This window comes from Larkinella insperata (assembly GCF_026248825.1).
Taxonomy (GTDB): domain Bacteria; phylum Bacteroidota; class Bacteroidia; order Cytophagales; family Spirosomataceae; genus Larkinella; species Larkinella insperata.
In genome coordinates this window covers 338,606-363,431 of the sequence record NZ_CP110973.1, presented here as the reverse complement: position 1 = coordinate 363,431, position 24,826 = coordinate 338,606, and the positions used below count along the sequence as shown (strand labels likewise).

The following is a 24,826-nucleotide window of genomic DNA, read 5'->3' as shown; positions in this document are numbered from 1 at the left end:
AGGTCGGAAAGACCGTCATTAACTTGAAAAATGGGAAGAAAAAGGAGCTGACGGAGCCAACGCCTGGCTACTCTTCTAGGCCCGCATCCGGATCAGTTGCCGCCCCGGTTGCCGGTAGTACTGGTCCGTATCCTGAAAGAGCGTGGCCGGGGCGTCGTTGGTAAATTCCTTGAAATCCCGGATAAAATGGGCCTGATCCGAATAACCAAAGCGGTAGGAAACATCCAGCCAGTTGGGCATCGTGGCCTTCTGGTGCAACGATTCGTAGGCGCTCCGGAACCGAATGATGCGCTGGTACATCTTGGGTGTCGGCCCGTAATTGTCTTTGAAACTGCGTTCCAACTGCCGCTTGCTGATGGCTAGGTGTTCGCTCAGGGCCTCAATCGACAAGCTGCCTTTCGACTGCCGGATCAGCCGGGTTGCTTCAAACACGTAGTTTCGTTCGGCCTTCAGGTTCTGGAGCCGCGCCAGCAGAAACGTTTCGACGATCTGAACCACTTCGTCGACGTTCGGCAAACCGTATATAGTGTCGACCAGCCGGTTGATTTCTTTGCCGAAGAAAGTTTCCAGGTCCGTGAAGTTGTTGAACATCGACGCAACCGGCACCTTGAACAACTGGGGCAGGCTCTCCGGCTTCAGCTGAATCCCGAATTTTCGCACCGTTCCCACCGATTTCCACTGCACTGTATCCTGATAAAGACCAGCGAAAAACGCCTGCGGCAGTTTTTGCCAGATGTTGTCAAAATAGACGTAAGCACGCGTATCGTCCAGGTGAATAATGAGTTCCAACGTACCGAAGGGGAGACAGCGCTGAACCGGCGATTCTTCGTTACTGTTGGCTTTAAAATGATGCAGCCAGTAACATTCAACAAAAGGTTGCAGCGCGGCTGACGGTTTAAACTCCTGGTAACTCGTTTGCATCTGGTTTACAGTCGTATCATTGCGTAAGATACTTCAAAAATAATACGGTAATTGGGCTGAGTATTGAAAAAAAGCGACATTCATGCAAACGGTTCAGCAAGCTCCAGCGCCGTGTGTACCTTTGCCAGCCGATCGGCGGGCAGTTCTTCCTCGGCCATCCGCAGAAAACCGTTGAAAACCTCCGCCGGAGCGCCCTGCTTCAGGCCGGTCAGCCACCTGATCACTTCGCGGTCGTTGATGGAGCGCATCATCCAACGGCTTTCGGCCAGCAGCGTCTGGGGCGGAATAGACTGGAGGATTTCACCTTCCATCTGCCGGATTTCCGCATCGGTATAGTGCTTCCAGAGCAAATACATCAGTACGTTTTCCTCCTTGTTCATGTGATACAGATTGAAGGCAATAAACTCGTTGAAAGCGAAGCTGATCCGTTGTCCGGCCGCTTCTTTCTGATCGGCGGTCTGGGCCGCCTTCCAGTCGCGGATGTGATCGAACAGCGTCTGGGTCAGGCGGTGATCGATTTCGTGGTCTTTTTCGAGTTCGTCGATCAGCGACGCATTGTGTTTCCGGACGTGGGGCAGAATGAAGCGGTCTTCATTCTCGGCGTGTTCGTCGAAAAACGCCAGAACCTGCTCAAGTTGCTCGACAACGGCGTTGGCTTCGGGCTGGGTAAAATCGGTTTGCTGCAACTGGAGGGCTGTGTTGTACAGCATTCCCCGTAGCCCTTTATGAATCTGATTAAACACGTTATAGCGTTGCTCTTGCATGATTTTGTTTTGGAAAAGGTTATTTCACGGCGGTAGCCTCAATTTCAATCAGGAGTTCAGGGAAAGCCAGGGCCCGGACTTCCGTGAGCGTGCTGGCGGGCGTACAGCCCAGAGCACCCAGTCGGCGCAGGACATGCCCGTAGGCCACAAAAAACTGCTCGGTGGATGTGGTGTAAAAATTCAGCCGCACGACATTCGCCAGGGAATAGTCCGCTTGCCGCAAAACCGTTTCGAGGTTATCGAAGCATAAACCAATTTGTTCGGCCATGTCGGCAGCAACGGGTTGGCCGTCAGGTGTCATGGCGGCCTGCCCGGCGCAGTAAAGTGTGTGGCTGGCGTGGCTGACTTCTATGGCCTGGGCGTAACCCAGGTTGTCCTGCCATTGCCAGGGATTGATGATCGCTTTTTGCATGAGTGATTGTTGTTTACTGTTTCTAACTGCATGCAAAAGTAAGCCCGCGCCTAACCCCGGTATTGAAGAAATGCGACAGATGTAAGATTAGAGACAAAAAAACGCGCCGGGGCCCCGGCGCGTTGAGAAAATCAATGCTAGTCCAGTTTCAATAGCGATCTCCGCTGCCGCCCCCGCCGAAGTCGCCACCCCCGAACTGCATCCCTTCCTTGGGGCCGAGGTGACCCGAGGTGGTCTGGATGGTTGACAGCGTTTCGGCGTTCAGGAGCAGTTCTTTGGGCGAATCTTCGTCGGGCCGGTCGGTAAAACCGTTGTGCGGCACCCGCAGGTAGCGAATCAAAAAAATGGCGATCAGGACCAGGACGATGCCATTGCTGATCAGGTAAAATTCCAGCGAAAACAGGGGGTAGTAATACCGCCAGGTCGCTAGGGCCAGGCCCCAGCCAATAGCCCCCATGATCAGCAACGGGCGTTCCTTCTGACGAATACCCAGGTAGATAAAGGCAATCGGGACAGCGGTGGTCAGGAGCCAGAACAGGGGCGCCAGGGTAATTTCGGGCGTTTCGGCGGGCCGTTGGTCCAGCGTCCAGTAATTCAGTTGCCGAACGGCGAAATAATTGCAGCTAACCAGCAGTTGAGTCAGTGCCAGCCATTCCAGCAGAATGAAGTTATCGCGCCAATACACCAGATGATCACGGTTTTCGTACAGCCGGGCCAGCACGTATAAGCCCGCTGAGACGGCCATCAGGACAAAAGGCAGCAAGGTTTTCCCGAAAGAAAAGTCCAGAAAAAAATCGAACAAAGCCGTGATGAGGGTGGCAAAGGCGGCCATGGTCAGCAGCAAATCACTGTAGTACCAAACCCCGAGCAGCACCAGCGGCAAAATGACCAGACAATACTGCCAGGTGGAAAGGTTATTGGGAAGAAGACCGACAACGCCCGCCGTAACGAGCGCAACAGCCGCGATAACGAGCGCATTGTCAACCCCCGAGCGGTAGTAGTTCCGACCACTGATCAGTCTGCCCGCCAGAAACCCAACCGCCAGGCCGAAGCCAATGTTGAAAAAATGGTAAAAGATGTCGTGATCAAACAGTTGCCCCAGCAACGTAGCCAGCAGAAAATAACTCCCGCTGGTGGCCACGATGGAAAAAACAAATAATCCGATCTCGATAAAACCGTTGGACTCGCGAAAGCCAACCGGAAATTTTTCCTGAATCTGCGCCAGTTTGGCCGCATCGAACAACCCCTGCCGTTGCCAGCGAGCGGCATACTCCATAATGCGTTTGTTGTGCACCCAGGTTTCGTTATATGCTTTCATGGAACTACGTCATTGAGTAATGGCCAGCTTCTTGGCCCCAATCTCAGGCTGCTAGCCTTTGCTTTCTTCGCTTTTTGCCCTCGGAACCGCGTCGATCTTTCGGTTGGCCGATAGGTAAACGGTGACGGCTATACCGGTTATAAGCCAGTACAGATAAGTGGCTTCGTCGCGCAAATGCAGGTAATGAAACACCAAGTACGTCGCGCCGATGTAGCCGTAAAAGGTACTCATCAGTAAAAACAGAAACGACCGTTCCCGCCGGGCGTACCAGTCGAAACCCGCGCAGGCCAGCGCCAGGGCCAGGGCAAACAGGAGGTGGAGATTCTCGAAGTTGAAAAGCCCCGCCAGCAGCGCCACCAGCAGCAGGTTTCCGGCAAAACTGAGCGTTGTGATGGTAAAATGTTGTTTGATGCGCTGACGGTCCAGGACCAGGGCGCCAACCATCAGGAAAACACTCAGGGCCAGGGCCGAGAGCAGCACCGTCATGTCTTTCAGGTTGCCTTTGAAGTAAAACTCCAGCGGCCGAACCGTTACGCCAATCCACGAAATCAAGGCCGTTAGACCCATTGCCAAGACGCCCCAGTGATCGAACACGTAAGCCAGGCTCAGAAACAGGATGGCGGGAATAAAGGTTACCAGACCGTAGCGCGTACCGAAGATGGTATACTGGTATTGCAAGTACCCCTCGAGCGTCAGGAAAAGCAGGCAGGCCAGCAGCAGGGCGTAGTCGCCAAACGGCGAACGGCTGTGGCTGCGGCCCGTCGTGAAAGGGCCTTTGTTACGGACGGCAAACACAAAGCTGGCGGCACAGATCACCGACAGGGTGATAATCAGCACCGTATGGCCAATCTGATCGATGTATTTGTAAATCAGCCAGCCCGCTCCGGTGGTAAACAACAGAATGCCGACGTAGATCAGCGACCGCAATTCCCAGTGAACCGAGAATAGTTTCTGGTCTTCTACCTGCTGAATGCCAGATCGTTGCTGATCATTGATTAATTGCTGATCGGTCAGTTCTTGTAAGACCCTTTCCGGGGACATATTAACTAAAAATGGTGTTATAGATATAACAGCAAAGATGAACAAATGGATTGAAAAAAGAAGGCAGTGAAAGGATAAACGGAATCGCTATTTGGCTTTTCACCCGGCGTCTTTTTTCTTTTCTTTCGGGCAAAACATGGCAACAAAACCGCAGCAGGTCGAACTACCTCCTAAATACTACCTCGAATATTTCCGCTATCTGATCGGATTTGTCCAGCGGATGTATGATCATTTATTGAATGACGACGAGAAAGAATTTATCCATCGGTTCCGGGCGCTGACCGAAGATGCGCAGTGCATGTACGTTCGGTTCAGCAACCGCCGGGGTACGTTTTTCCGGATTCAAAAACTCCAGTACAAGGAAATCGAAGACCTGCCAGCGGCCGTGGGCGAACTGCTCCTGAACGGTTTCCTGGAACGGCTGACCCCCGTACACGAAGCCATGGGAGAGGACGTCCTGAACACCTTCACGAAACCCGAGCTGCTGGAACTGCTCCCGCTGGAGCCGGAGGAAATCAAACCGCTGGGAAAAGCCAAGAAGGAAAACATCGTACGGTATGCCCTCCACGAGTTGGATTTTGCCCGGATTGTCGAAAGCCTGACGCAGTACGAAACGGTGGTAAAGCCGAATTTCGACGCGGAGGTGATGATGCTGAAATATTTTTTCTTCGGAAACCGCTCGGCCGATATGACGGAGTTTGTGATTCGCGATCTGGGAATGGTCACGTTTGAGCGGTATGACGAATCGAAACTGTCGGCCCGGTTCCGGAGCCGTAAGGAAGTGGAGGATAAGTTGCTGATTTCGCTGACAAGCGAAGAGTTTCGGGAGCTGCGGGATTCGGTGATGCCCCCGGAAGACGTCTACAACTGGTTTATGAACTGGGACGAGGTCAAGCCCGACCTGAGCGAGATTGCGATGCCCGGTTACGCTAAGCTGGTGACAAACGTCGGCGGGTATCTCGAACGCCAGAAAATGCCCGAGCAGGCCATGCAGGTTTATAACCTCACCGACCGGGTTCCGGCCCGCGAACGGCGTGTGCGGCTGCTCTTCCGCTCGGGTCTGGTCGAAGAAGCCCTGGCGCTGTGCGACGAAATGGCCCTGAGTCCGCAGAATGCCGATGAGCGGTATTTCGCTACCGATTTTCGGGAGAAGATCATGAGCGCGGGGGAGAAAAAACGCAGCCGCAAGGCCACCACCCGCTTTTTGTCGGATGCCGAAAGCGTTGATATCCCGGCCATTTACCGGCACCACGTCGAAGCGGGCGTCATGAACCACTTTCTGGAAGCGGGCTGGGAAGCGGCTTTTACCGAAAACTACCCCTGGCGCGGGCTGTTCGGGCTGGTGTTCTGGGATATCATCCACGACGCGAACGTGCAGGCCATTCACCACCCGCTGCAACGGATGCCGTCGGATTTTTACCTGCCCGATTTTTACGTGAAGCGGGAAGCGCAGTTAAAAAAACGCCTGGCCGACCTGCAAACGCGCGACGACTGGAAGAGACACATCGAAACGGTTTTCTTCGAAAAATACGGAATCACCAACGTGCTCGTCGACTGGAGCGAGGAGTTGCTGAACCTCAATCTTCAGATGATCAATCTGCTTGAACCAAAGCAGTTGGGCCTAATTCTGCTCGAAATTTCCCGGAACCTGCGCGAGAACACCCGCGGCTTTCCCGATTTAATGATCTGGAACGAACAGGGTGAATACGAGTTTGTTGAAGTCAAATCACCGACCGACCACCTGGGCGCGCAGCAACTCCACTGGCTCGAATTCTTTCAGATGATCGGCGTGCACGCCCGAGTCCTGCGGGTGATCTGGACGGCCTGATCCGCGCATGAAAGAAAAAAAAAGCGAATCGCAAAGACGTATTACCTCAATTTTGGCCCGGAAATGTAAATTTCTAGCGAGTGTCCCGTATTTTTGTTTCTATCCGGATAACTATTTGTCGACTTATTGGACTCTTGACTCCTGTGTTGAAAGGCTTCGAGGCCGTTTTATCAACTTTTTTATTGGATGTCATTAAACTATCGGCGAAGTTGACAATCTAAGTTTAAAAACCCGATAGAGTATTGGCGTATACGGCGTTGCCTCGTAACTTTGTTGGTCGGATGATCGTTATTAATCTTAACTCATTAGCTTTTAATCGCATTTTCATGAAAAAAACATTCGGAATCCTTATTGCAGGGGTTTTGGCCGCAATCTCCTTCGACAGTAACGCGCAAACTGTTATTCCTGACGATATCAAAGCGTTGCTGCAAAAGAACGCTTGTCTGGCCTGTCACAATCCGGATACGCGTTTGGTGGGTCCTCCTTACAAAGAGGTTGCGAAGAAAAAATACACCGACGCTCAGATTGTCGAGCTGATCTATGACCCTAAACCAGAACACTGGCCCGGTTATCCTCCAATGGCTCCGCTGAAAAACGTGCCGAAGGACGAAGCCCTTAAAATGGCCAAGTGGATTAATTCACTGGATGGCGGTTCGAAAGCTCCGGCCAAGAAACCCGCAGCCAAGAAGAAAGCCTAATCTTCTGACTGTTCCTAACGAGAAAAACCCGCTGCTAGCGGGTTTTCTTGTTTAGAGTGGTACAGAGTCAGCAATGGCTAAAACCCTTCATCAATCGGCGGCTCGTTGAAAATTCGCTGACGAACGGCTTCGTACAGAACCACACCCGTAGCGACCGACACGTTCAGCGACTCCACCTGCCCCACCAGCGGGATGCGGGCGTGGTGATCGGCCAGACGCATCAGGTCTTCCGAAATACCGTCGTCTTCCGACCCCATGATGATGGCCGTCGGGCCGGACATATCCACGTCGTAAAGGTAGTGATCAGTTTTCTCGGTACAGGCCACAACTTTAATGCCCGAATCCTTTAAATATTTTATCGTCTCTTCCAGATGCACTTCGCGGCAAACCGGCAAGTGACTCAATGCCCCCGATGAGGTTTTCATGGCATCAGCGTTGATCAGGGCCGTGCCCCGCGCCGGAATAACAATGCCCTGCGCACCGGCGCATTCGGCCGTTCGGGCAATGGCGCCGAAGTTGCGGACGTCCGTGATCCGGTCGAGAACCAGCAGGAGCGGTATTTGCCCCTGTTCGTACACACCCGCAATGACGTTCGAGAGTTTGGCGTAATGAATGGCCGATACGAAACAGATGGCCCCCTGGTGATTTTTGCGCGTAATCCGGTCCAGCTTTTCGGCCGGAACCCGCTGAATGGTCACGCGACGCTCAAACGCCAGCTGCTGAATTTCGGGAAAACTGCCTTCTTTGACCAGATAAAGCCGGTCGATGTCTTTGCCCGAACGCAGAATCTCGGTGACAGACTGAATGCCAAACACCATCTCCTCGCTGGAGTATTGTTTGGGCTTATTGTGATGATACGGATTTACTCGCGAATTGCGCCGGTTCTCCATGCTTCAACGACGGGATACCAGACGGGTTGATACTCAACGTATCGCACCAGTTCGTAGTGATCCTCCACAAATTGATTAGGTTTTCGATTAAATGTAAAGTTAATTTCCGACACGTTGGCCCGCTGGTTATACACCCACACCTCGCGGTCGCGGCTGCGTTGGACGCGGTCGGGTGGTCCAAGCACGATGTAAATCATGCCTTTGTCGGTTTTCCAGCCTTCTTTGTACGTAGTAAAAAGTCGGTTGGCTTCTTCAACGCGCCCGTAGTAGGCTTTGATGGCTCCTCGCGCCAGACTCTGATCACCGCCCATCATGGTCAGCCAGTATCGATCGAGCGCTTTTTTGAAATCCGTAGCCGAGTTCAGCCCGTTGATTTCAGTGTTGGTGCTCACATACAGAACGGGTTTAACCAGCTTTTCGGGGCGGGTCAGTTTGGGAAACCGGCGGTCGGCCACAACCAGCCCGATACCCGATGCATCCGCGGTATCTTCCACAAAATAATACAAACCCTCTTCCGGCAGCGAAAAAGGCTGGTTGGTCGTGATGTTCATCGTCGAGTCAATGTCCAGCGTTTTGGAAGAAGGTCGGGGCGTAGTATTCATCGGCGACTGCGCGGGGTCGAAATCGTGCCGGTACCGGTAGAGGTGCAGCGATTTGGAAGCCGCCCCGTTTACGTCCCGAATCACGACGGTATCACCGGCATTGATGAAGTGGTGCTGCTGCGGCAGGTTGGTTTTTGGGTCAAACAGCGCAAATCGGTCGCTCAGTTTAACGGTTTTAAACCGAACCGGCAGGTCGTTCAGGACTTTCCGACCGGTGCTGATTTCGGTGATTTCGTTCAGCATCACGCCGTTGGCGGCATTGGCTGGTTTCTTTACATCGAAGAAAACCGTCAGTACGTCGCCGGTTTCCGGCGAGTTTTCGCGGATCACCGATTCGGCGTTGAGCGGGATGTTGCCGTAACCGAGCCGTTCGCGGCTGTTGTAGTCGGGGTAGATCACGTAGTTATACATGAACTGGGACGTAAAGTCTTCCACGGTGGCGTGGTCGCTGCCTTTCCGTACCATCACGTTCATATAAATCCGGATCGTGGACGAATCTTTCCCTAAAAACCGACCTTTGGTTGACACCACGCGCCAGTTGCTTTCAGCCGGTTGCGGGGGCGTCTGGGCGGATTCCGGGGCCGTCCGGGTGCCGGGCCGTTCTGTTGGCCGGCCGGTCGTACGCTCGCTGGACCGCTCGGCTGGTCGTTCGTTGGTACGTTCCATTCGGTTGGCCGCACTGTCCGTGTTCTGATTCCGTTTTCCGGACGCGCAGGCTCCGAGCAAAGCCGCACAGAGTAGGATAACTGCTATTCTCATACTGATTTTGGGGTATTCTTCCATACAACGAACAAACCCGCCAAACCCGTCAACTTCAGGACGTTATTTCTTCGCCAGATAGAAGAAATCCAGACTACCGGCCGGGGTGTTTGTTAACTGATAATCCGTGTGCCGGATTTCGGCCGCCAGACTATCTGCTTCCAGTAACTTGTTTCGGTTCAAACGGTTCAATAAATCATACGGAACCTGGAGCATCCAGCGGGGCAGCCGGTGTTGCAGATCGAACACATCGTAGCGCGTGATCTTCTCAACGGACTTTTTGTTCTGCTCGTAGTAGTCCATCACTTTGCCATTGCCGTGGATGCCCTGCGTTTCGACCGTTGAAAAATACCGCAGCAGCAGGTTCTTCAGCTCTTCCGCCGTGTATTCCCGAACGTGCCACGGATTGCGGGTCAGCGAAAAAAGCCGGTTTACCGTTGTTAACAGCAGCGTACCGCCGGGTTTCAGCACGCGGTAGGCTTCCTTCACAAACAAATCATCGTTCTGGATGTGCTCGATTACCTGAAACGTAACGATGTAATCGAACGTGTTGTCGGCCAGACCGCTCAGGGGTGGGATGTTGGCCTGAATAAACGTTGATTTGGGGTATTCCTGACGCAGCGACTGAATCAGGGCGTCATTCTTGTCGATCCCGGTATAATGATCAGCCGCCTGGGTCAGTAGCTCCAGACCGCGCCCCCAGCCGCAGCCGATTTCCAGCACTTTGCCGCGCACAAGCCGGGCGGCTTCAACGTACGGAAACAGCAACCGCTGGTGAACGGGGTTATCGGAAGCAATTTCGGCGGAGGTAATTTCAGTGGTTTTATACATAATTGGGCCGGATTGGCGAGATTGGGCGGACGGGAGGAATGCGATACCGCCCATCCGGAAAACTCCCCTACTTCCAGTTCTGAATTTTACGTAAAGTTACGGTATTTGCCAGAGCTTTAAAATTCTTTGGGCCGTTGGCTTACGCTTTATCGGGTTTGTTGGACTGCTTAATAGCCTTCCCGATTTCATCCCATTGCTCCGGACGGAGCGCGTCGAGGTGATTGAACTCCCCCGACGCCAGGACTTCCCCGCCGTCGATGGTGATGCATTCGCCGGTCATGTAGGCCGAGTAATCCGACAGGAGGTAGGCCGCCAGATTGGCCAGCTCCTGATGTTCGCCCACGCGCTTAAGCGGAACGCGGCTGGCGGGGTCCATCATCCTGAGCAGCGGTTCGGGGAAAAGCCGGTCCCAGGCTCCTTTGGTCGGAAATGGACCGGGGGCGATGGCGTTCAGACGGATGCCGTATTTGGCCCATTCTGCCGCCAGCGATTTGACCAGAATCAGCGCCCCGCCCTTGGCCACCGCCGACGGGACCACGTAACCCGAACCCGTGGTGGCGTAGGTTGTTGAAATGTTTAAAACCGTACCGGGAATCTGATTCTCAATCCAGTACTTGCCGACCGCCAGCGTAAAATAATACGTTCCGCGCAGCACAATGTCGACCACCACATCAAACGCCTTGTACGATAACCGCTCCGTCGGACTGATGAAGTTACCCGCCGAGTTGTTCAGCAGGCCGTCGATCCGGCCAAACCGTTCAACCGTCTGGGCGATGACGGTTTCGATTTCCTGCGGGTTCCGGACATCGCAGGCCAGCGGCAGCACCGATCCGCCCGTTTCGTCCATCAGTTCGGCGGCTGCGGCTTCCAGAACGGGGAGTTTGCGGCTGCAAATGACGACGTTGGCCCCCAGTTGCAAAAAATACCGGGTCATCGACTTGCCGAGGCCAGTGCCCCCGCCCGTAACAAGTATAGTTTTGTCTTTCAACGCGTCCTCGCGAAGCATTCCATCTGTTTTTAGCATACCAGAGCAGTTTGGATTTGGATAGGGTTCACCGTTTATCCGATGCGTTGGGGGCACAAGTGATAAACTACTGGTAAACTAACCGTATTTTCGCACGTAAACCAAAATCGTATGCATCCCGAAACACTTGCCATATACCAGAACCGTGCGGTCGACGCCAATGCCGGGGCCGTTGTACCGCCTATTTCCCTCAGTACTACCTTTGAGCGGGACGCCGACGGAACCTTTCCGCACGGCCACGTATATGCCCGGACCAGCAACCCGAACCGCGATGCGCTTGAAGCCGCGCTGGCGTCTCTCGAAGGCGGTTTTGCCGGACTGGCCTTCAGCTCCGGACAGGCCGCCACCATGACCCTGCTGCTGGGCCTGCGACCCGGTGACCACGTTGTCATTGGCGACGATGCCTACCACGGAACTCCGGCGTTGCTCGAAGAGCTATTCCATCCGTGGGGGCTGACCTACACCCGCGCCGACTTTACCAATCTCGACGAGATTCGGGCTTCCATTCACGAAAATACGCGCTTGATCTGGATTGAAACGCCCTCCAATCCGTTGCTGAAAATCGCCGATATTCAGGCCATCGCTGATCTGGCACACGAAGCCGGGGCCTGGTGCGCCTGCGACAACACCTGGGCGACGCCCATCCTGCAACGCCCGCTTGATCTGGGGTGCGATGTGGTGATGCACTCAACCACCAAATACATCGGCGGCCATAGCGATGTGCTCAGCGGGGCGCTGGTCTTTAAGGAGGATGGCGAGCTTTACCAGCGGGTTCGGCGGTGCCAGACGCTGGGGGGAGCCGTGGCCGCTCCGTTTGACTCCTGGATGTTGCTGAGGGGCATCAAGACCCTAACGACGCGCATTCGGGCGCAATCGGACACGGCTTTGCAACTGGCTGAATTTCTGGACCGGCATCCGGCGGTGGAAGCCGTTTATTACCCGGGTCTGGAAACGCATCCGGGCTACGAAATCGCGCAGAAACAGATGGCCATGTTTGGGGCCATGCTTTCCGTGCAGATCAAAGATGGCGCCGAAGCCGCCATGGCGGTGGCCGGGCACGTTCAGCTTTTCACGCGGGCCACGAGCTTGGGCGGAGTCGAGAGCCTGATTGAACACCGGGCATCCGTGGAAGGGCCAACCACCAAGACGCCCCAGAATTTGCTGCGTATTTCGGTGGGTCTTGAGCACCCCGACGATCTGATTGCGGATTTAGAGCAGGCTCTTTTTCACGCAAAATCGCTCTAAACCGCTACCAGACGGCTTTTCAACTGGGTTAACTGCTCGCTCAGCGCCCAGAGTTGGCTGGCATTGTGCTGGCTCTGGGCGGCTGCGCTGGGCACTTTAGGACGGCATTTGGCAAAATACAGTCCCGTTTGCCCCTGTACGTCAGGGGAAGAAGCCAGGTAAATACTGGTTTCGGCCCCTCTCTCTGGGCTGATGAAAAAGGGCCGCATCAGGTTAAAGATAAAACTTTGCACACTGCTGATAGATTGACCAAAGTTGGTTTTGACGGCTCCTGGGTGCAGGCTGTTGGACGTGATACCGTCGCCTGCCAGCCGTTTTGCCAGCTCGCTTGCGAAGAGAATGTTGCACAGTTTGGACGCGCCGTATGCCCACAGGCCGTTGTATTTACGCGGTTTGGCCAGTTCTTCAAGGATAAATCCGCCGTCCCAGCGGTGGGCTTCGGATGAAACCGTGATGATGCGCGGGTCGGTGCCCTTGCGGAGCAGATTCAGCAGGAGGTTGGTCAGCAAAAACGGGCCGAGGTGATTGGTGGCAAAGGTCAGTTCAATGCCCTCGGGTGAAAACTGTTCTTTGTCGATGTACAAACCGGCGTTGTTGAGCAGCACGTCCAGCCGGTTATGGCGGTCTGAGACCTCGCGGGCGGCCTGCATCACCGATAACTGACTCGCCATATCGCACCAAACCAGATCAACATGGCCGGTTTTACTCACCTTTTTAATTTCCTGACGAATGGGCCGGGCTTTCTCCAGATTCCGGCACAACATAATGATATCAAAGCCCTTGCTGGCTAATTCGAGGGCCGTTACCCGCCCGATACCGGAATTGGCGCCAGTAATCAGGCATGTTCGGGATGAATTCATGAATTTCAGATCAATAGGTTAGTGAATAGGGTGAGGCTACATACTCGGAGATACCGGTCAATTGTTCACTCAGGGTCCAAAGTTTCCGGCCCAACGCACGGTTTTGAGCCATCTGGCTCGGCGGCTCCCAGCGGCAGTTGGCAAAATACAAACCCGTTACATGCCGCACTTCCGGTGAGGAGGCCAGGTAGATATGCGTTTTCGCCAACACTTCCGGACCGGGCGCAAATAGCTTAAAAAACTGAAAGGTCAGGTACAACACGCCCTTCGCATCGCCGTCTTCGGCGAAGTGGGTGTCGACCAGCCACGGATGCAGGGCGTTTACCGTGATGCCTTCGCCCATGAGCCGGTCGGCCAGTTCAAACGTGAACAGCATTTTGGCCAGTTTCGAATCGTTGTAGGCGCCGATTGCGTTGTAATGCTTTTCATCCCGGTTAGGAATTTCCCTGAAACGCGCGAGCCGGTGAAACTCGGAGGCTACGTTGATGATGCGGGGTTCATCGCTACGGCGCAGCAAATCCAGCAGCAGGTGCGTAAGCAGGAAGTGACTCAGGTAGTTGGTCTGGAACGTCAACTCGATGCCCTCCGGAGAGTACTGGAGCGGATCAACCACCCGTCCGGCATTGTTGATCAGCACATCAATGCGCTCAAACTGGTTGTGCACCCTTTGGGCTGCCTGGCGGATGGACTGCTGACTGCCGAGGTCGCACGGAATCAAGGCAACGGTCGGAATATTCGGGCCGGCCTGACGGGCAGCGGCCAGTATTTCCTGCTGAACCGGTCGGCTGCGCTCCATGTTGCGGCACAACATGATGATGTTGAAGCCTTTTTTGGCTAGTTCAAGGGCCGTTACTCGCCCAACACCGGAATTGGCACCGGTGATCAGGCATGTTCGGGATTGCATGGCGGTTATCGGGTTTTACACGGTCTTTGTTTCAACAGAGTAAGTAACCCGCCGGGGAGGAAGAAGGTTATTTTGAATGATAAACGATGAACGATTAGCCCATTCATCGTTTATCGTTTATCATTCAAAATTTCACTTTACCGCTTCCTGTTCGCGCTGGAACAGTTCGACCAGCGTATGGACAACGTAGTCGACTTCTTCCGGGGTGTTGTATTTGCTGAACGAAAACCGGATGGCCCCCCGGTCGGCATCGTTGCCGGGGAGAGCCGACAGGACGTGCGAGCCGAGGTTAGAGCCGCTGGTGCAGGCACTGCCGCCCGAAGCCGAAATACCGGCAATGTCGAGGTTGAACAGCAGCATATCACTCATTTCCGAAGAAGGCAGGCTGACGTTCAATACCGTATACAAACTGGCGGAAAGATTGTCCGAACAGCCGTTGAAGGCCACCCCTTCCAGTTTTTCGCGCAGTTGCTGAATCATCCGGAGCTTCAGACTTTCGATGTATTGCCGGTGATGCTCCATTTCAGCGTAGGCAATTTCCAGCGCTTTGGCCAGCCCCACAATACCATACACGTTTTCTGTTCCGCCCCGCATGTTCCGCTCCTGCGAACCGCCGTGCACAAACGGATGAATCGGGCCCCGTCCGGATTTGGTGTTGGCGTTTACGTACAAAAATCCGACGCCTTTGGGACCATGAAATTTATGGGCTGAACCAACAATGAAATCAACCGGGAGCTGTTGCAGGTCATGGCGGTAGTGCCCCATCGTCTGTACCGTATCGGAATGGAACACGGCGTTGTATTCCCGGCACAGGTTGCCGACGGTTTCCAGATCGAGCAGATTGCCAATTTCGTTGTTGCCGTGCATCAGCGACACGAGCGTATCCAGGTGGGTGCGGAGCAATTCCTCCAGATGCGCCAGGTTCAGACGGCCTTTTTCATCAACGTCAACCAAGCTTAGCTTGATGGTTCCGCGCTTGGCCAGGTGTTCCAGCGTGTGGAGCACGGCATGGTGTTCGAGCGGGGAGGTGATGGCGTGGGTGAGGCCGTAGGTTTCAATGGAGCCACGGAGGGCGGTGTTGTCGGCTTCGGTGCCGCCGGAAGTGAAAAAGATCTCCGCTGGCGAGGTATGGAGCAGCGTTGCCACGGTTTTTCGGGCGCGTTCGATCACTGTCCGTACTTTTCGTCCGTGGGCGTGAATGGATGACGGATTGCCGAAATCTTCGGTCATCAGGGGAAGCATGGCTTCCAGCACCGCCGGATCGAGCCGGGTGGTGGCGGCATTGTCAAGGTAAGCGCGCATGTGATGTCGTGTAATAACACCACAAAGGTACGAAATTAGAAAGCTACCCCCAATTTCTTTGGACGATCTGGAAATGAGAGAAAAAGGCCATCAGAAAGCGCTCCCGTCGAGCGCTTTCTGATGGCCTTGAAAAACTAAGTTACCGCTTGGCTGCGAGCACTTCCTTGATGTCCGAAATGATTTTATTCGCCAGGTAATCCGCCGTTGACAGGGTATCGGATTCGGAATAAATCCGGATGATGGGTTCGGTATTCGACTTGCGCAGGTGCACCCACTCTCTGTCAAATTCGATCTTAACCCCGTCAATCGTGTTGATGGGATTTTTGGCGTACTTGGTCTTGATTTGCTCCAGCACCGCGTCGACGTCGATATTGGGCGTCAACTCGATTTTATTCTTGGAAATGTAATAGTTGGGGTAGGTCCGGCGCAGCATCGAAGCGGATTTGCCGAACTTGGCCAGGTGCGTCAGAAACAGCGCAATGCCAACCAGCGCATCGCGGCCCAGGTGCAAATCGGGGTAAATGATACCGCCGTTGCCTTCGCCACCGATGGCCGCGCCCACTTCCTTCATCTTTTCCACAACGTTGACTTCCCCGACCGCCGAAGCCGCATGTTTGCCGCCGTATCTTTGCGTCACATCGCGCAGCGCTACCGTCGACGACAGGTTCGACACCGTATTGCCGGGCCCCTGGCTTGCGTCCCGGTTTTTCAGGACGTAATCGGCTACGGCAACCAGCGTGTATTCTTCGCCAAACGGTGAACCGTCTTCGCAGATGAGCGCGAGCCGGTCGACGTCCGGATCAACGACAATACCGAGGTCGTATTCGTTCTTTTGAATTTCGCGGATGATGTCGTGCAAATTTTCCGGCAGCGGTTCGGGGTTGTGCGCAAAATTGCCCGTTGGCTCACAGTGCAGTTTCTGCACGGTTTCGACGCCCAGGGCTTCGAGCAGCATCGGCACGACAATACCGCCGGTTGAATTGACGGCATCGACCACCAGCCGGAATTTACGGGCCGCAATGGCATCTTTATCCACGAGGGGCAGGGCCAGAATGGCGTCGATGTGTTTCTGGAGCCAGGTAGTATCGGTTCGGCAGCTTCCCAGTTTACGAATATCCGCAAAGTCGATGGCCTCTGCTTCCGCAATGGCCAGCATCTCGGAACCGTCCTTTTCGGAAAGAAACTCACCTTTTTCGTTCAGTAACTTGAGGGCATTCCACTGAATGGGGTTGTGGCTGGCGGTCAGAATAATTCCACCGGCGGCCTGTTCGCCCGTGACGGCCATTTCAACCGTCGGGGTGGTGGATAAACCCAGGTCAACCACGTTGAGGCCCAGCCCCTGCAGGGTGCCCGACACCAATTTGGACACCATCTCGCCCGACAGCCGGCCATCCCGCCCAATCACAACCAGGCGGTTATTTGGATGCCGCTGCCGGAGCCATTGTCCATAGGCAGCCGTAAACTTGACTACATCCAAAGGCGTCAGACCGTCGCCACTTCGTCCACCAATTGTTCCGCGTATCCCGGAAATCGACTTGATTAATGCCACGTTAGAGGAATGATTAAAACACTAAATGGATGGATGATTTAATTGTCAGATGATATGCATGGTCAAACAGTTCTGATGGTTGGATGACTTGAGAAGAACTAGAGAGTATTCAGTCATTTACTTCTTAACCATTTAACAATTTGGCCCGGCAACAATTTGGTCATTCAGCCATCGGCAGCAAATATAGTCGCTTTTTTCATCCGCTGGTCATTCCTCGCCGGTTATCGCCACCGTTGCCGTCAACGTTGAGCGAGCGGTCCCGCGGAAGATACCGGCCACGGGGGCCAGCCGGTCGTGAAAAAAAGAAGCGGCCAGCGAAACATGGTGATTGATGACCACCGAGCCCTCCGTGGGATCAAAGCCGCGCCAGCCTGCGCCGGGCAGGTAAACTTCCGCCCAGGCGTGGAGTTCGTGCTCCTGCTGCGGATTTCCGTACAGGTACCCGCTGACAAACCGGGCGGCCAGACCGATGCTCCGGCAGGCGGCAATGTACAGCACGGCATAGTCGCGGCACGAACCCTTCCGGTTGATCAAGGTTGCTTCGGCCGACGTAGCCGGACCCACATCGCGGGTTTCATAGACAAAGTTGTTGCAAATCGTCGTGCAAAGGTGCGACAAAAACGGTACGGTCTGCCATTTGGCTTCCGACGCAATCTGCCGGGCGTACTGTTCAATCAGGGTCGTCACGGCTGAGCGTTCCAGGTAGGGTTCCAGCAGTTTCCGGTCGGCTTCGGAATAGTTGAACGGGATGCGCTGGGTTTCAAACGGAAACAGGACGAAATCGTAGGCGTTGTACAGGTTGGATTCCACCTCCATATCCGCCCGGACCACCAGCGAATCCGTCAGGGCGTTGATGTAGACGAGTTGCTGGACATTCCCCTCACCATCAACGTTCATGACCTGTTTGCTGGGCAACGGGTCAATCGAGAGCTCGTAGTTGAGCAGCCGCTGGTGCGGGTAGATGCGAGGGTATAAATACAGCGTATGGGGTTCGAGGGATACCGCTGCCGAATAGCTGTACTGGAGTTCGTGTCTGACCCGAAGTTTCATGAATAAAGGTTAGGTTTACTTCAATTGACCATCCGAATCAAATAATCTTGTCGAAAATGGGGTCCATCCAGGCGTTCGGAAGTTTACGGACCGAATTGTTCAGTAGCGCACTCCACTGGTTGGAAACGGCTTCCACATCATCTTTCTGAAACCGGTGTTCGACCAGATGAAAACTATCTTTGGCGTAAACCACTACATCGAGGGGATAATCGACATCGTTGGCACTAACCCGCGTGGCGTCGAAGGCCAGAAAACCCATTTTCAGCGCTTCCTGCAGGGAAGATTCATAGGTCAGATTGCGGTACAGTAACGGTTTTCCGTAACCCGAATTGCCAATAATTTTAAACGGCGAACCGCGATCGACCTCCACCCAGTTGCCTTCCGGGTAAAGCAAATACAGCTTGTGCTCTTCGTCGTCCTCGAGCTGCCCGCCGACAATGGCATTCAGGTTGAAATGAAGGGCAGAGGCTTCCAGGGCGGCTTTATCTTCCTGAGCAACCCGCCTGACCTGTTCGCCGAATGCGTTTACGGCTTTGTATAACTTGTTGAACGAACGGTCTTTTTCGCCAATGACTTCCTTGAAATACGTGATGGCTTTATCGCGCACAGAACGCAAACCAGAGGTCATGATGAACAGGGAGTGATTTTCCAGCTCGTGAACCGAAATCTTGCGATTACTCGAAACTTCGGAGCCAGAGGTCAGTCGGGTGTCGGCAATGGCGACTAAGCCGGAGGCTACTTTGATACCTAAACAATACGTCATTGAGTCAGCAAACTACAAGCTATGGCGAATGGCAAATATACAGGTTTCCGAAACGAGACTTCTGTTTTAAACCAGTTTTTGCAAAAACAACTCGTTTGTGGTCCGTAAGCCCATCGCAAAAGACCGTCCTAATCGCTTCCGCCGAAATTTAGTTACAATTCTCAAAAAGGGGTTGTTATTTGCGTGCGTGTAGTCCGGTTAAGAAGCCGGAAACCCAAACGCCCCGTTAAACGACTATGAAAAAAGAAGCACTGGCCGATGCGCCCAAATACCGTTTCTGGAGACAACAGGCTGAGTCGAATGGCCTGAAGATTAACAAAGTAGAAGAGTTTTACATCCGCCGTCGCCACAACGGCGAAGTACTCTTTGCGATGCTGGAGGTGGATGCCGACACGCCGGAAGGGGATAAGATTCCGCCCGCGCTTTTTCTGAAAGGCCACGCGGTTTCGGTGCTGGTTTGCCTGATTGATCAGGAAACCAAAGAAAGATACGTGGTGCTGGTGCGGCAACGGCGGATCTGCGACGGCTCACACACCTACGAACACCCAGCGGGTATGGTGGATGCGTCCGACGATCCGGCGGAGGTGGCCGCCCGCGAAGTTGGGGAGGAAATCGGTATGGACGTGAAACCGGATCAACTGACCCGCCTGATTGCCGGGCTTTGCTATCCGAGCACCGGCACCAGCGACGAGGCCATGCATTACTACTACGTTGAACGGGAAATGCCGCGGGCGCAGATCATGGAGTTCCACCACAAGGACATGGGTGTGGCGTCGGAATTTGAGCGCATCACCACCGCCGTGGTGACATTGCCCGAAGCACATAAGCTAATTACGAACATCAACGGCCTGCTTATTCATTTTTTGTATCTGCAGGCAGTGGGTGATTACGAAACTATGAAGTTGCTGTAAGTGAGCGAGTAAGGTATGGCAGGAGGGGCTTAAAGGCAGCTATTGGCAAAAGAAAGATGAAAAAAGGAAAATTGGGTTTGTGAAAAAGAACTAACAATTGCTATATTTGCAACCCGAAACGGGGTATACACCCGCTTATGGACCCGTAGTTCAATGGATAGAATTTCAGATTCCGGTTCTGAAGATAGGGGTTCGAATCCCTTCGGGTTCACGAAAAGTTAAAAAAACCGTCAAATCGCTCTGATTTGGCGGTTTTTGCTTTTTGGCGGTTTTACAACAGGGATCGGCAATCGCCGATGAATCTTCTGGCTAAGCCGTATCGACCAGCCCACTGGACTATTCTCAGCCCATGCGCCTTCTGATGGATTGAATTTTTATCCATTTGCCCCCTTTTTTGCTGCCGTCACTTTCATCCAGTTCATATTGAATCCACACTCTGGTAGCCGGACAGGCGAATTGGGCAGGAACATCAGCTCGGTACTGGACGTTATTCACTTCTATAAACCATCCCCCGCAGGAGCCACAAAAGGCACTATCCTGTCCTGTAACGACAGCTGCCTGTTCCTGGTCTTCCGGGTCAATGTCCTCACAACTCCAGGCTGTAAGTAAGAAAATACACAGAATAAAATAACGAAGGTAGATTGGTAAGTTCATAGGCATTGAGTCATTGATGGATGTTGGCTAGATTTTAAAATAGCATGGATAAAGCGCTAATATATAAGATAAAATACTTACTTATTTACGTATATGGCTGTCGGTTAAAAGAAAAATTTTGTAGGCATTATCTATTTCTTCTGAAAACCTGTATTTGTACTTAACTTTTTATTAAAATACCGGAACGTTTGTGAAAAATATACGTATAAAATAAATGGCTAATACCTCGTTAATAGTGTGGTTTATGCCCGAAAAACGCTACTTCATGTGTCCTGCTTCAGGATGGTTATCCCAACTCCTTCCACTGTATAGGAGGAATGACTCTCGTAGGGGTATTTTTGAAATAAGGTTTGTGGAATCAGTGCTAAATGAGCAGCTGTAGGATAAGTATAACTAGTAATACTACTTTATATTTTTCATTTTTGGGGTGATGCGTACTTTATCTTCCTATTTTCGGGTCAGCTTTGGTCATCTGGTTTTAGTCAGCCATCTTTAAACGGGATAAGACAACACCAACTGCTGCTGAATAACATTATCTATTTCAATCATGAAAAGACCAGTTTCCCTTCTATTTTTTCTGGCTTTGATGGGCCTGTTAATGAATTGCAAAAAAGAGGCAGAGGATACCCCTCCCCGAAGCGCTGAGAAAAAATTCTCGCAGCTTGCGCTGGTGGGAATCATCAATGCCAAAGTCAGCTATGATTCAACCACGTTTACGTATACATTATCGGTTCCTGTCGGAGTGGGGGTTAAATCGCTAAAACTGGCGTATACGATCAGCGAAAAGGCTCAGATTAGTCCAGATCCTACGGTCGCCCGGGATTATACCAATCCGGTACTTTATACAGTGACCGCGGAGGATGGAACAACGCAGGTCTACACGGTGAAAGCCGAGGAGCAGATCCCTCCTAAGTCTTCCGAGAAGCAAATCATTCGTTTTGCGTTTACCTCCCTGAACCCGCCCATTATTGCTGCTATTGATGAAAGCAAACGAACCATCACCGCAACCGTATCCGCGAGTACCAACCTCAGTGCTTTGGCTCCTACCATCGCCCTATCTACAAACGCAACGGTTTCCCCAGCTTCCGGAGCGGCTCAGGATTTTACTAAACCGGTCAGCTATACCGTAACGGCGGAAGATGGCAGTTCGCAGGTATATACGGTCAGCGTGGAGAAGAAGTGACACATCGGTCGCAAATCGGAAACTAGCCGCTTTTGGCGTAGCTACAAACGAATTACCCCCACCTCCAAAACACACTGCTCTTGGAAGGTGGGGGTAATTTGCAATGAAGCTTTCCGAAGCTGCCTTTGCCGGATTAACGGGATTTAATCAGCTTATACCGTTTAGCTTTGGGGCCAACACCCACCTGCATCAGGTACATCCCCGTCTGCAACCGGTTGTCTAGTTCTATCCGCTGTTCCGGCTTTCCTTCCGTCTGTTGCCATACCAGGCGACCCTGCTGATCGTAAATCATAATGGGGGCGTTTTCCTGACCTTGCAGCTTTACGGTAAATGAATCCCGAAACGGGTTCGGATAGTACAGTACTTTCTCCGCTGATTTTGATTCTTCCTTTACATTTAAACGGGCTCCGGACGGCTGGTCAATGACGCTAAAGCTCAGCGTGAACGGCGTACCTGCCGTACCAGTTCCTTTGGGGCCGGTGTAAGGCGTTACGGTCAGGCTGTAAGTCCCGGTGTAGGGCGTCCAGTTTCTGTAATCGCCGTCTATATCGTTAAACAAGGCGTAAGGGGCCTCTGTTTCGATCTGGGTACGGTTCTGCCGACCGCTCAATTGCATCACCACGGAGCCTACCGTCGTTGGACTGGTGTTGGCCCGGATGTTCAGATTACGCGTGGGCAGTGTAGCGAGGTTCAACTGTTCGCCCGGCGTCAGAACTTTGATCTCCTGATCGGTATCGGCATTGATCAGGCTGAAACTGACCACGGCCAAACCAACCGACTGTGGGGTCACCTTGCGGATTCGGTGGTTCTGCGAATCGACGATGAATAAATTACCCTGCGCATCCAGCGCCATGCTGGCAGGCCGATACAGGTTGGCACTGGTGGCAATTCCACCATCACCACTAAAACCCTGAAGTCCACTGCCTACAACCGTGTTGATAATGCCGTTGGAAGCAACCTTACGAACCCGATGATTCAGAATATCGGCAATAAACAGGTTATTTTGAGTATCTACCATTACATTTTGGGGAATATCCAGACTGGCGCTGGTGGCAGCCTGATTGTCCCCGTTGAAGCCCGTAGAGCCGTTTCCGGCGACGGTATTGATGATACCGTTTGTGGTTACCTTACGAACGCGCAGATTCAGCAGGTCGGCGATAAAAATATTGCCCTGCGCATCCACCGCTACACCCTGTGGAACATACAGGGCGGCATCGGTGGCCAGACCGCCATCTCCGCTAAAATCCGCTGAACCATTACCGGCAACGGTGTTGATAATGCCATTGGTATTCACTTTCCGAATCCGGTTGTTCTCAGAATCGGCAATAAACAAGTTGCCCTGCCCATCGAGGGTAATGTTCTGCGGATCGGCCAGACGGGCGCTGGTGGCAGCACCACCGTCTCCCGCAAAGCCCCGGATGCCACTACCGGCAACGGTACTGATCATTCCGCTGGCATCTATCTTCCGAATCCGTTGATTCAAACGATCGGTGATGAAAATATTGCCCTGTGCATCCACCGCTACACCGCTGGGGCGGTTCAGGCTGGCACTGGTGGCCGCTTTCCCATCCCCGTTGAAGCCCGCACTGCCCGTGCCGGCAATGGTGCTGATGGTGCCGTTGGGAGCTATTTTACGAATACGATTATTATCGGTGTCAGCAACGAAGAGGTTGCCCTGAGAGTCGGCCGCTACATCCTGGGGATTCCGTAAGCGGGCGTTAATTGCTAATCCGCCATCGCCACTGAAACCTTGTGTGCCATTGCCTGCTACCGTAGTAATAGTTTGGGCAAACAACCGGGGAGCTAATCCCAGCGTCAAATAAGCCGCTAATGTTAATGCACACGAAACGCGACGAAAGCGTGAGAAAGATAGTACAAAGTGGGTCATAATCGTTGTGTAGTTTTATAAGTAGATTTATATGATGAGAATAGCTCATTAAATCTTGTGCAATTTAGTAATTTGAGTACTAATTACTAAGAAAAAATAATTTTTTTTGGATGGATTTTAAATTTCTGTTGTCAAACATCAGGATGTTTTAATTTCTCTATTTACCAGATGGCCTATTAGTATAACCTGCCGGGTAACGGATTGTTAAAATTAAAACATGAATGTCTGATAATTAAATAGATTTATTAAGCGGCTAAAATTGAAGAAGAGTAATATTCCGCGGCATATGTCATTAAGAGAGAGCGTTACAAAAGTAGGCCTAACTAATAAGCCACTTGGTATAACCGATAAATGGGCAGCGCTTGTCTTTTTAGTAGGATGGTGCAAGATAGAAATGGCAGTTTTCGGCCAGGACTTGGCGAATAAACATAGACGGGTTAGATAGCAGGTAATCTATACGAAGAATTCTGATTTATGACTATACGAATTAAATATATGATAATTTTAGTGGGTAGTATTCGGTAAGTTGATTTGTGTATACTTAGTCATGTATCAGTAGAATTTATAACCCGGAATGGCGACAACTCCGGTGGTATTCGCTAAGATGACGATGTAGTAACTCCGTAATAAAACCTAGTCCGCTGCGGCTGTCGGCAAAAGAAACACCGGCTTACGGCTGATCTGGACTGTCCATCACACGCATTTGAAGCTGTCGTTGTTGCCCCAGTGGGCTGCCCGTAGTTTTTTCACCACCTTCTGCAGCTACACGAACCCTGCACCCGAGTCGCCAAATCCCCCCCGGGGCACAATCCTGGATAGTTGCCGAGAGGGTCGGTATTACGCCAATCTGAAATGCCGGTGCGGTGACGTAGAACCATCCAGGCCGTACTAAATTTATAGCGCTCATCATCAGCCACGTCCGGATAGGGCAGGTTTGGTACAACGGCTTATTCAGATCCAGCACATTTTCTTCCACCAGTTGCAGGACGGCATAGGCAAAAACCGGCTTGCCGTAACCCGTTGAGTCGAATCGGCTTTGGTCAGGCCATATTCTTGGCTACACATAATTGAGGGCCAGCGAAAACTCTGGAACGCTGGTGCTGTCCATGAGCTGGACAATCTACCGGTCGAGCGGCCGGAAGTCGTTGGAGTCTAAACGGGTTTGAGCCTGGAAAATTACGGCCATTTTGTTGATCAGCAGCATAGCCAGGCCGGCAAGGCGTTCGGTGTGTAGCAAAAGCGACGGAGAGAAAGCAAACATTGGCTGGGCCGTTACGGTGTCAGGCAGAAAAAGCAACGCCTGCGGAAAGGTAAATTACTGGTCATCGGGGATTCTAAGTAGGAGTTTTTAGCGTCCGGTCGCGCAGCCTGCCGATGGATAAATACCGTTTTTAGGTATTTTGTCGGCCGGTCATTTGTCACTAAAATC

General features: G+C 52.7%; 23 protein-coding genes and 1 tRNA gene. 6 read left to right on the top strand and 18 right to left on the bottom strand.

Going from position 1 to position 24,826, the window contains the following annotated elements; genetic code table 11:
- Positions 1-75: 75 nt before the first annotated feature.
- From OQ371_RS01345 to OQ371_RS01325, 5 genes are all read right to left on the bottom strand, one after another.
- On the bottom strand, positions 76-921 hold the full coding sequence (locus OQ371_RS01345; RefSeq protein ID WP_265991868.1) for a helix-turn-helix domain-containing protein: 846 nt from the start codon (positions 919-921) through the stop codon (positions 76-78).
- Between the two features lie 80 nt (positions 922-1,001).
- Positions 1,002-1,685 carry a hemerythrin domain-containing protein gene (locus OQ371_RS01340; protein WP_265991866.1) on the bottom strand — a complete coding sequence of 228 codons (684 nt, stop codon included), beginning with the start codon at positions 1,683-1,685 and terminating at the stop codon, positions 1,002-1,004.
- A gap of 19 nt (positions 1,686-1,704) precedes the next feature.
- Positions 1,705-2,097: a RidA family protein gene (locus OQ371_RS01335; protein ID WP_265991865.1), complete on the bottom strand. Its 393-nt coding sequence runs from the start codon at positions 2,095-2,097 to the stop codon at positions 1,705-1,707.
- A gap of 148 nt (positions 2,098-2,245) precedes the next feature.
- Entirely contained in the window at positions 2,246-3,415 is a 1,170-nt protein-coding gene (locus OQ371_RS01330; protein WP_265991863.1) for a hypothetical protein, read from the bottom strand.
- A 51-nt stretch (positions 3,416-3,466) separates the two neighbouring features.
- Positions 3,467-4,456 carry a DUF2157 domain-containing protein gene (locus OQ371_RS01325; protein WP_265991861.1) on the bottom strand — a complete coding sequence of 330 codons (990 nt, stop codon included), beginning with the start codon at positions 4,454-4,456 and terminating at the stop codon, positions 3,467-3,469.
- A gap of 136 nt (positions 4,457-4,592) precedes the next feature.
- On the opposite strand from OQ371_RS01325, the gene OQ371_RS01320 reads away from it, so the two are divergent.
- Both OQ371_RS01320 and OQ371_RS01315 read left to right on the top strand, forming a co-directional pair.
- Positions 4,593-6,284 carry a VRR-NUC domain-containing protein gene (locus OQ371_RS01320; protein ID WP_265991859.1) on the top strand — a complete coding sequence of 564 codons (1,692 nt, stop codon included), beginning with the start codon at positions 4,593-4,595 and terminating at the stop codon, positions 6,282-6,284.
- A gap of 326 nt (positions 6,285-6,610) precedes the next feature.
- Entirely contained in the window at positions 6,611-6,982 is a 372-nt protein-coding gene (locus OQ371_RS01315) for a c-type cytochrome (RefSeq protein ID WP_265991858.1), read from the top strand.
- A gap of 77 nt (positions 6,983-7,059) precedes the next feature.
- Here OQ371_RS01315 and rlmB read toward each other — a convergent pair whose 3' ends face one another.
- From rlmB to OQ371_RS01295, 4 genes are all read right to left on the bottom strand, one after another.
- Positions 7,060-7,872, bottom strand: a complete 813-nt coding sequence (gene rlmB, locus OQ371_RS01310; protein WP_265991856.1) for a 23S rRNA (guanosine(2251)-2'-O)-methyltransferase RlmB — start codon at positions 7,870-7,872, stop codon at positions 7,060-7,062.
- Entirely contained in the window at positions 7,845-9,233 is a 1,389-nt protein-coding gene (locus tag OQ371_RS01305; RefSeq protein ID WP_265991855.1) for a GWxTD domain-containing protein, read from the bottom strand. The genes rlmB and OQ371_RS01305 overlap by 28 nt, the downstream gene beginning before the upstream one ends.
- Positions 9,234-9,296: 63 nt before the next feature.
- The gene (locus OQ371_RS01300; RefSeq protein WP_265991854.1) at positions 9,297-10,064 is read right to left on the bottom strand and encodes a class I SAM-dependent methyltransferase; all 768 of its coding nucleotides are present in this window, start codon (positions 10,062-10,064) and stop codon (positions 9,297-9,299) included.
- A gap of 139 nt (positions 10,065-10,203) precedes the next feature.
- The gene (locus OQ371_RS01295) at positions 10,204-11,088 is read right to left on the bottom strand and encodes an SDR family oxidoreductase (RefSeq protein WP_265991852.1); all 885 of its coding nucleotides are present in this window, start codon (positions 11,086-11,088) and stop codon (positions 10,204-10,206) included.
- Positions 11,089-11,199: 111 nt separating this feature from the next.
- On the opposite strand from OQ371_RS01295, the gene OQ371_RS01290 reads away from it, so the two are divergent.
- Positions 11,200-12,333, top strand: coding sequence for a trans-sulfuration enzyme family protein (locus OQ371_RS01290; RefSeq protein WP_265991851.1), 1,134 nt, complete (start codon positions 11,200-11,202; stop codon positions 12,331-12,333).
- Here OQ371_RS01290 and OQ371_RS01285 read toward each other — a convergent pair.
- From OQ371_RS01285 to OQ371_RS01260, 6 genes are all read right to left on the bottom strand, one after another.
- Positions 12,330-13,193: an SDR family oxidoreductase gene (locus OQ371_RS01285; protein ID WP_265991849.1), complete on the bottom strand. Its 864-nt coding sequence runs from the start codon at positions 13,191-13,193 to the stop codon at positions 12,330-12,332. The two genes, OQ371_RS01290 and OQ371_RS01285, sit on opposite strands and share 4 nt — an antisense overlap.
- A gap of 10 nt (positions 13,194-13,203) precedes the next feature.
- Positions 13,204-14,097 (bottom strand): SDR family NAD(P)-dependent oxidoreductase, encoded by an 894-nt coding sequence (locus OQ371_RS01280; protein ID WP_265991847.1) that lies wholly within the window; start codon positions 14,095-14,097, stop codon positions 13,204-13,206.
- A gap of 132 nt (positions 14,098-14,229) precedes the next feature.
- A complete protein-coding gene (locus tag OQ371_RS01275; RefSeq protein WP_265991846.1) occupies positions 14,230-15,399 on the bottom strand; it encodes a cysteine desulfurase family protein in 1,170 nt (389 codons plus the stop codon).
- Positions 15,400-15,538: 139 nt separating this feature from the next.
- Positions 15,539-16,948 (bottom strand): phosphoglucosamine mutase, encoded by a 1,410-nt coding sequence (glmM, locus tag OQ371_RS01270; RefSeq protein WP_265991844.1) that lies wholly within the window; start codon positions 16,946-16,948, stop codon positions 15,539-15,541.
- A gap of 207 nt (positions 16,949-17,155) precedes the next feature.
- Complete coding sequence (locus tag OQ371_RS01265) at positions 17,156-17,998, bottom strand: transglutaminase family protein (RefSeq protein ID WP_265991843.1); 843 nt, start codon at positions 17,996-17,998, stop codon at positions 17,156-17,158.
- 37 nt (positions 17,999-18,035) lie between these two features.
- Complete coding sequence (locus OQ371_RS01260) at positions 18,036-18,761, bottom strand: proteasome-type protease (RefSeq protein ID WP_265991841.1); 726 nt, start codon at positions 18,759-18,761, stop codon at positions 18,036-18,038.
- Positions 18,762-18,997: 236 nt separating this feature from the next.
- Here OQ371_RS01260 and OQ371_RS01255 point away from each other — a divergent pair, with 236 nt between their 5' ends.
- Both OQ371_RS01255 and OQ371_RS01250 read left to right on the top strand, forming a co-directional pair.
- Positions 18,998-19,672 (top strand): NUDIX hydrolase, encoded by a 675-nt coding sequence (locus tag OQ371_RS01255; protein ID WP_265991839.1) that lies wholly within the window; start codon positions 18,998-19,000, stop codon positions 19,670-19,672.
- Between the two features lie 139 nt (positions 19,673-19,811).
- A tRNA-Arg gene (locus OQ371_RS01250) sits at positions 19,812-19,883 on the top strand.
- Between the two features lie 131 nt (positions 19,884-20,014).
- On the opposite strand, the gene OQ371_RS01245 is transcribed toward OQ371_RS01250, so the two are convergent.
- The gene (locus OQ371_RS01245; protein ID WP_265991837.1) at positions 20,015-20,326 is read right to left on the bottom strand and encodes a hypothetical protein; all 312 of its coding nucleotides are present in this window, start codon (positions 20,324-20,326) and stop codon (positions 20,015-20,017) included.
- 547 nt (positions 20,327-20,873) lie between these two features.
- On the opposite strand from OQ371_RS01245, the gene OQ371_RS01240 reads away from it, so the two are divergent.
- On the top strand, positions 20,874-21,509 hold the full coding sequence (locus tag OQ371_RS01240; protein WP_265991835.1) for an SGBP N-terminal domain-containing protein: 636 nt from the start codon (positions 20,874-20,876) through the stop codon (positions 21,507-21,509).
- A gap of 133 nt (positions 21,510-21,642) precedes the next feature.
- Here OQ371_RS01240 and OQ371_RS01235 read toward each other — a convergent pair whose 3' ends face one another.
- Together OQ371_RS01235 and OQ371_RS01230 are read right to left on the bottom strand one after the other, a co-directional pair.
- Positions 21,643-23,397 (bottom strand): NHL domain-containing protein, encoded by a 1,755-nt coding sequence (locus OQ371_RS01235; protein ID WP_265991833.1) that lies wholly within the window; start codon positions 23,395-23,397, stop codon positions 21,643-21,645.
- Between the two features lie 1,120 nt (positions 23,398-24,517).
- Complete coding sequence (locus tag OQ371_RS01230) at positions 24,518-24,658, bottom strand: hypothetical protein (RefSeq protein WP_265991831.1); 141 nt, start codon at positions 24,656-24,658, stop codon at positions 24,518-24,520.
- Between the last annotated feature and the right edge of the window lie 168 nt (positions 24,659-24,826).

Coding starts and splice junctions, on each gene's coding strand:
- OQ371_RS01305 (WP_265991855.1), bottom strand. CDS start 9,233: ATGAGAATAGCAGTTATCCTACTCTGTGCGGCTTTGCTCGGAGCCTGC.
- OQ371_RS01275 (WP_265991846.1), bottom strand. CDS start 15,399: ATGCGCGCTTACCTTGACAATGCCGCCACCACCCGGCTCGATCCGGCG.
- OQ371_RS01290 (WP_265991851.1), top strand. CDS start 11,200: ATGCATCCCGAAACACTTGCCATATACCAGAACCGTGCGGTCGACGCC.
- OQ371_RS01285 (WP_265991849.1), bottom strand. CDS start 13,193: ATGAATTCATCCCGAACATGCCTGATTACTGGCGCCAATTCCGGTATC.
- OQ371_RS01325 (WP_265991861.1), bottom strand. CDS start 4,456: ATGTCCCCGGAAAGGGTCTTACAAGAACTGACCGATCAGCAATTAATC.
- OQ371_RS01235 (WP_265991833.1), bottom strand. CDS start 23,397: ATGACCCACTTTGTACTATCTTTCTCACGCTTTCGTCGCGTTTCGTGT.
- OQ371_RS01340 (WP_265991866.1), bottom strand. CDS start 1,685: ATGCAAGAGCAACGCTATAACGTGTTTAATCAGATTCATAAAGGGCTA.
- rlmB (WP_265991856.1), bottom strand. CDS start 7,872: ATGGAGAACCGGCGCAATTCGCGAGTAAATCCGTATCATCACAATAAG.
- OQ371_RS01295 (WP_265991852.1), bottom strand. CDS start 11,088: ATGCTAAAAACAGATGGAATGCTTCGCGAGGACGCGTTGAAAGACAAA.
- OQ371_RS01280 (WP_265991847.1), bottom strand. CDS start 14,097: ATGCAATCCCGAACATGCCTGATCACCGGTGCCAATTCCGGTGTTGGG.
- OQ371_RS01245 (WP_265991837.1), bottom strand. CDS start 20,326: ATGAACTTACCAATCTACCTTCGTTATTTTATTCTGTGTATTTTCTTA.
- OQ371_RS01240 (WP_265991835.1), top strand. CDS start 20,874: ATGAAAAGACCAGTTTCCCTTCTATTTTTTCTGGCTTTGATGGGCCTG.
- OQ371_RS01255 (WP_265991839.1), top strand. CDS start 18,998: ATGAAAAAAGAAGCACTGGCCGATGCGCCCAAATACCGTTTCTGGAGA.
- OQ371_RS01320 (WP_265991859.1), top strand. CDS start 4,593: ATGGCAACAAAACCGCAGCAGGTCGAACTACCTCCTAAATACTACCTC.
- OQ371_RS01315 (WP_265991858.1), top strand. CDS start 6,611: ATGAAAAAAACATTCGGAATCCTTATTGCAGGGGTTTTGGCCGCAATC.
- OQ371_RS01300 (WP_265991854.1), bottom strand. CDS start 10,064: ATGTATAAAACCACTGAAATTACCTCCGCCGAAATTGCTTCCGATAAC.
- OQ371_RS01345 (WP_265991868.1), bottom strand. CDS start 921: ATGCAAACGAGTTACCAGGAGTTTAAACCGTCAGCCGCGCTGCAACCT.
- OQ371_RS01230 (WP_265991831.1), bottom strand. CDS start 24,658: ATGTTTGCTTTCTCTCCGTCGCTTTTGCTACACACCGAACGCCTTGCC.
- OQ371_RS01265 (WP_265991843.1), bottom strand. CDS start 17,998: ATGAAACTTCGGGTCAGACACGAACTCCAGTACAGCTATTCGGCAGCG.
- OQ371_RS01330 (WP_265991863.1), bottom strand. CDS start 3,415: ATGAAAGCATATAACGAAACCTGGGTGCACAACAAACGCATTATGGAG.
- OQ371_RS01335 (WP_265991865.1), bottom strand. CDS start 2,097: ATGCAAAAAGCGATCATCAATCCCTGGCAATGGCAGGACAACCTGGGT.
- OQ371_RS01260 (WP_265991841.1), bottom strand. CDS start 18,761: ATGACGTATTGTTTAGGTATCAAAGTAGCCTCCGGCTTAGTCGCCATT.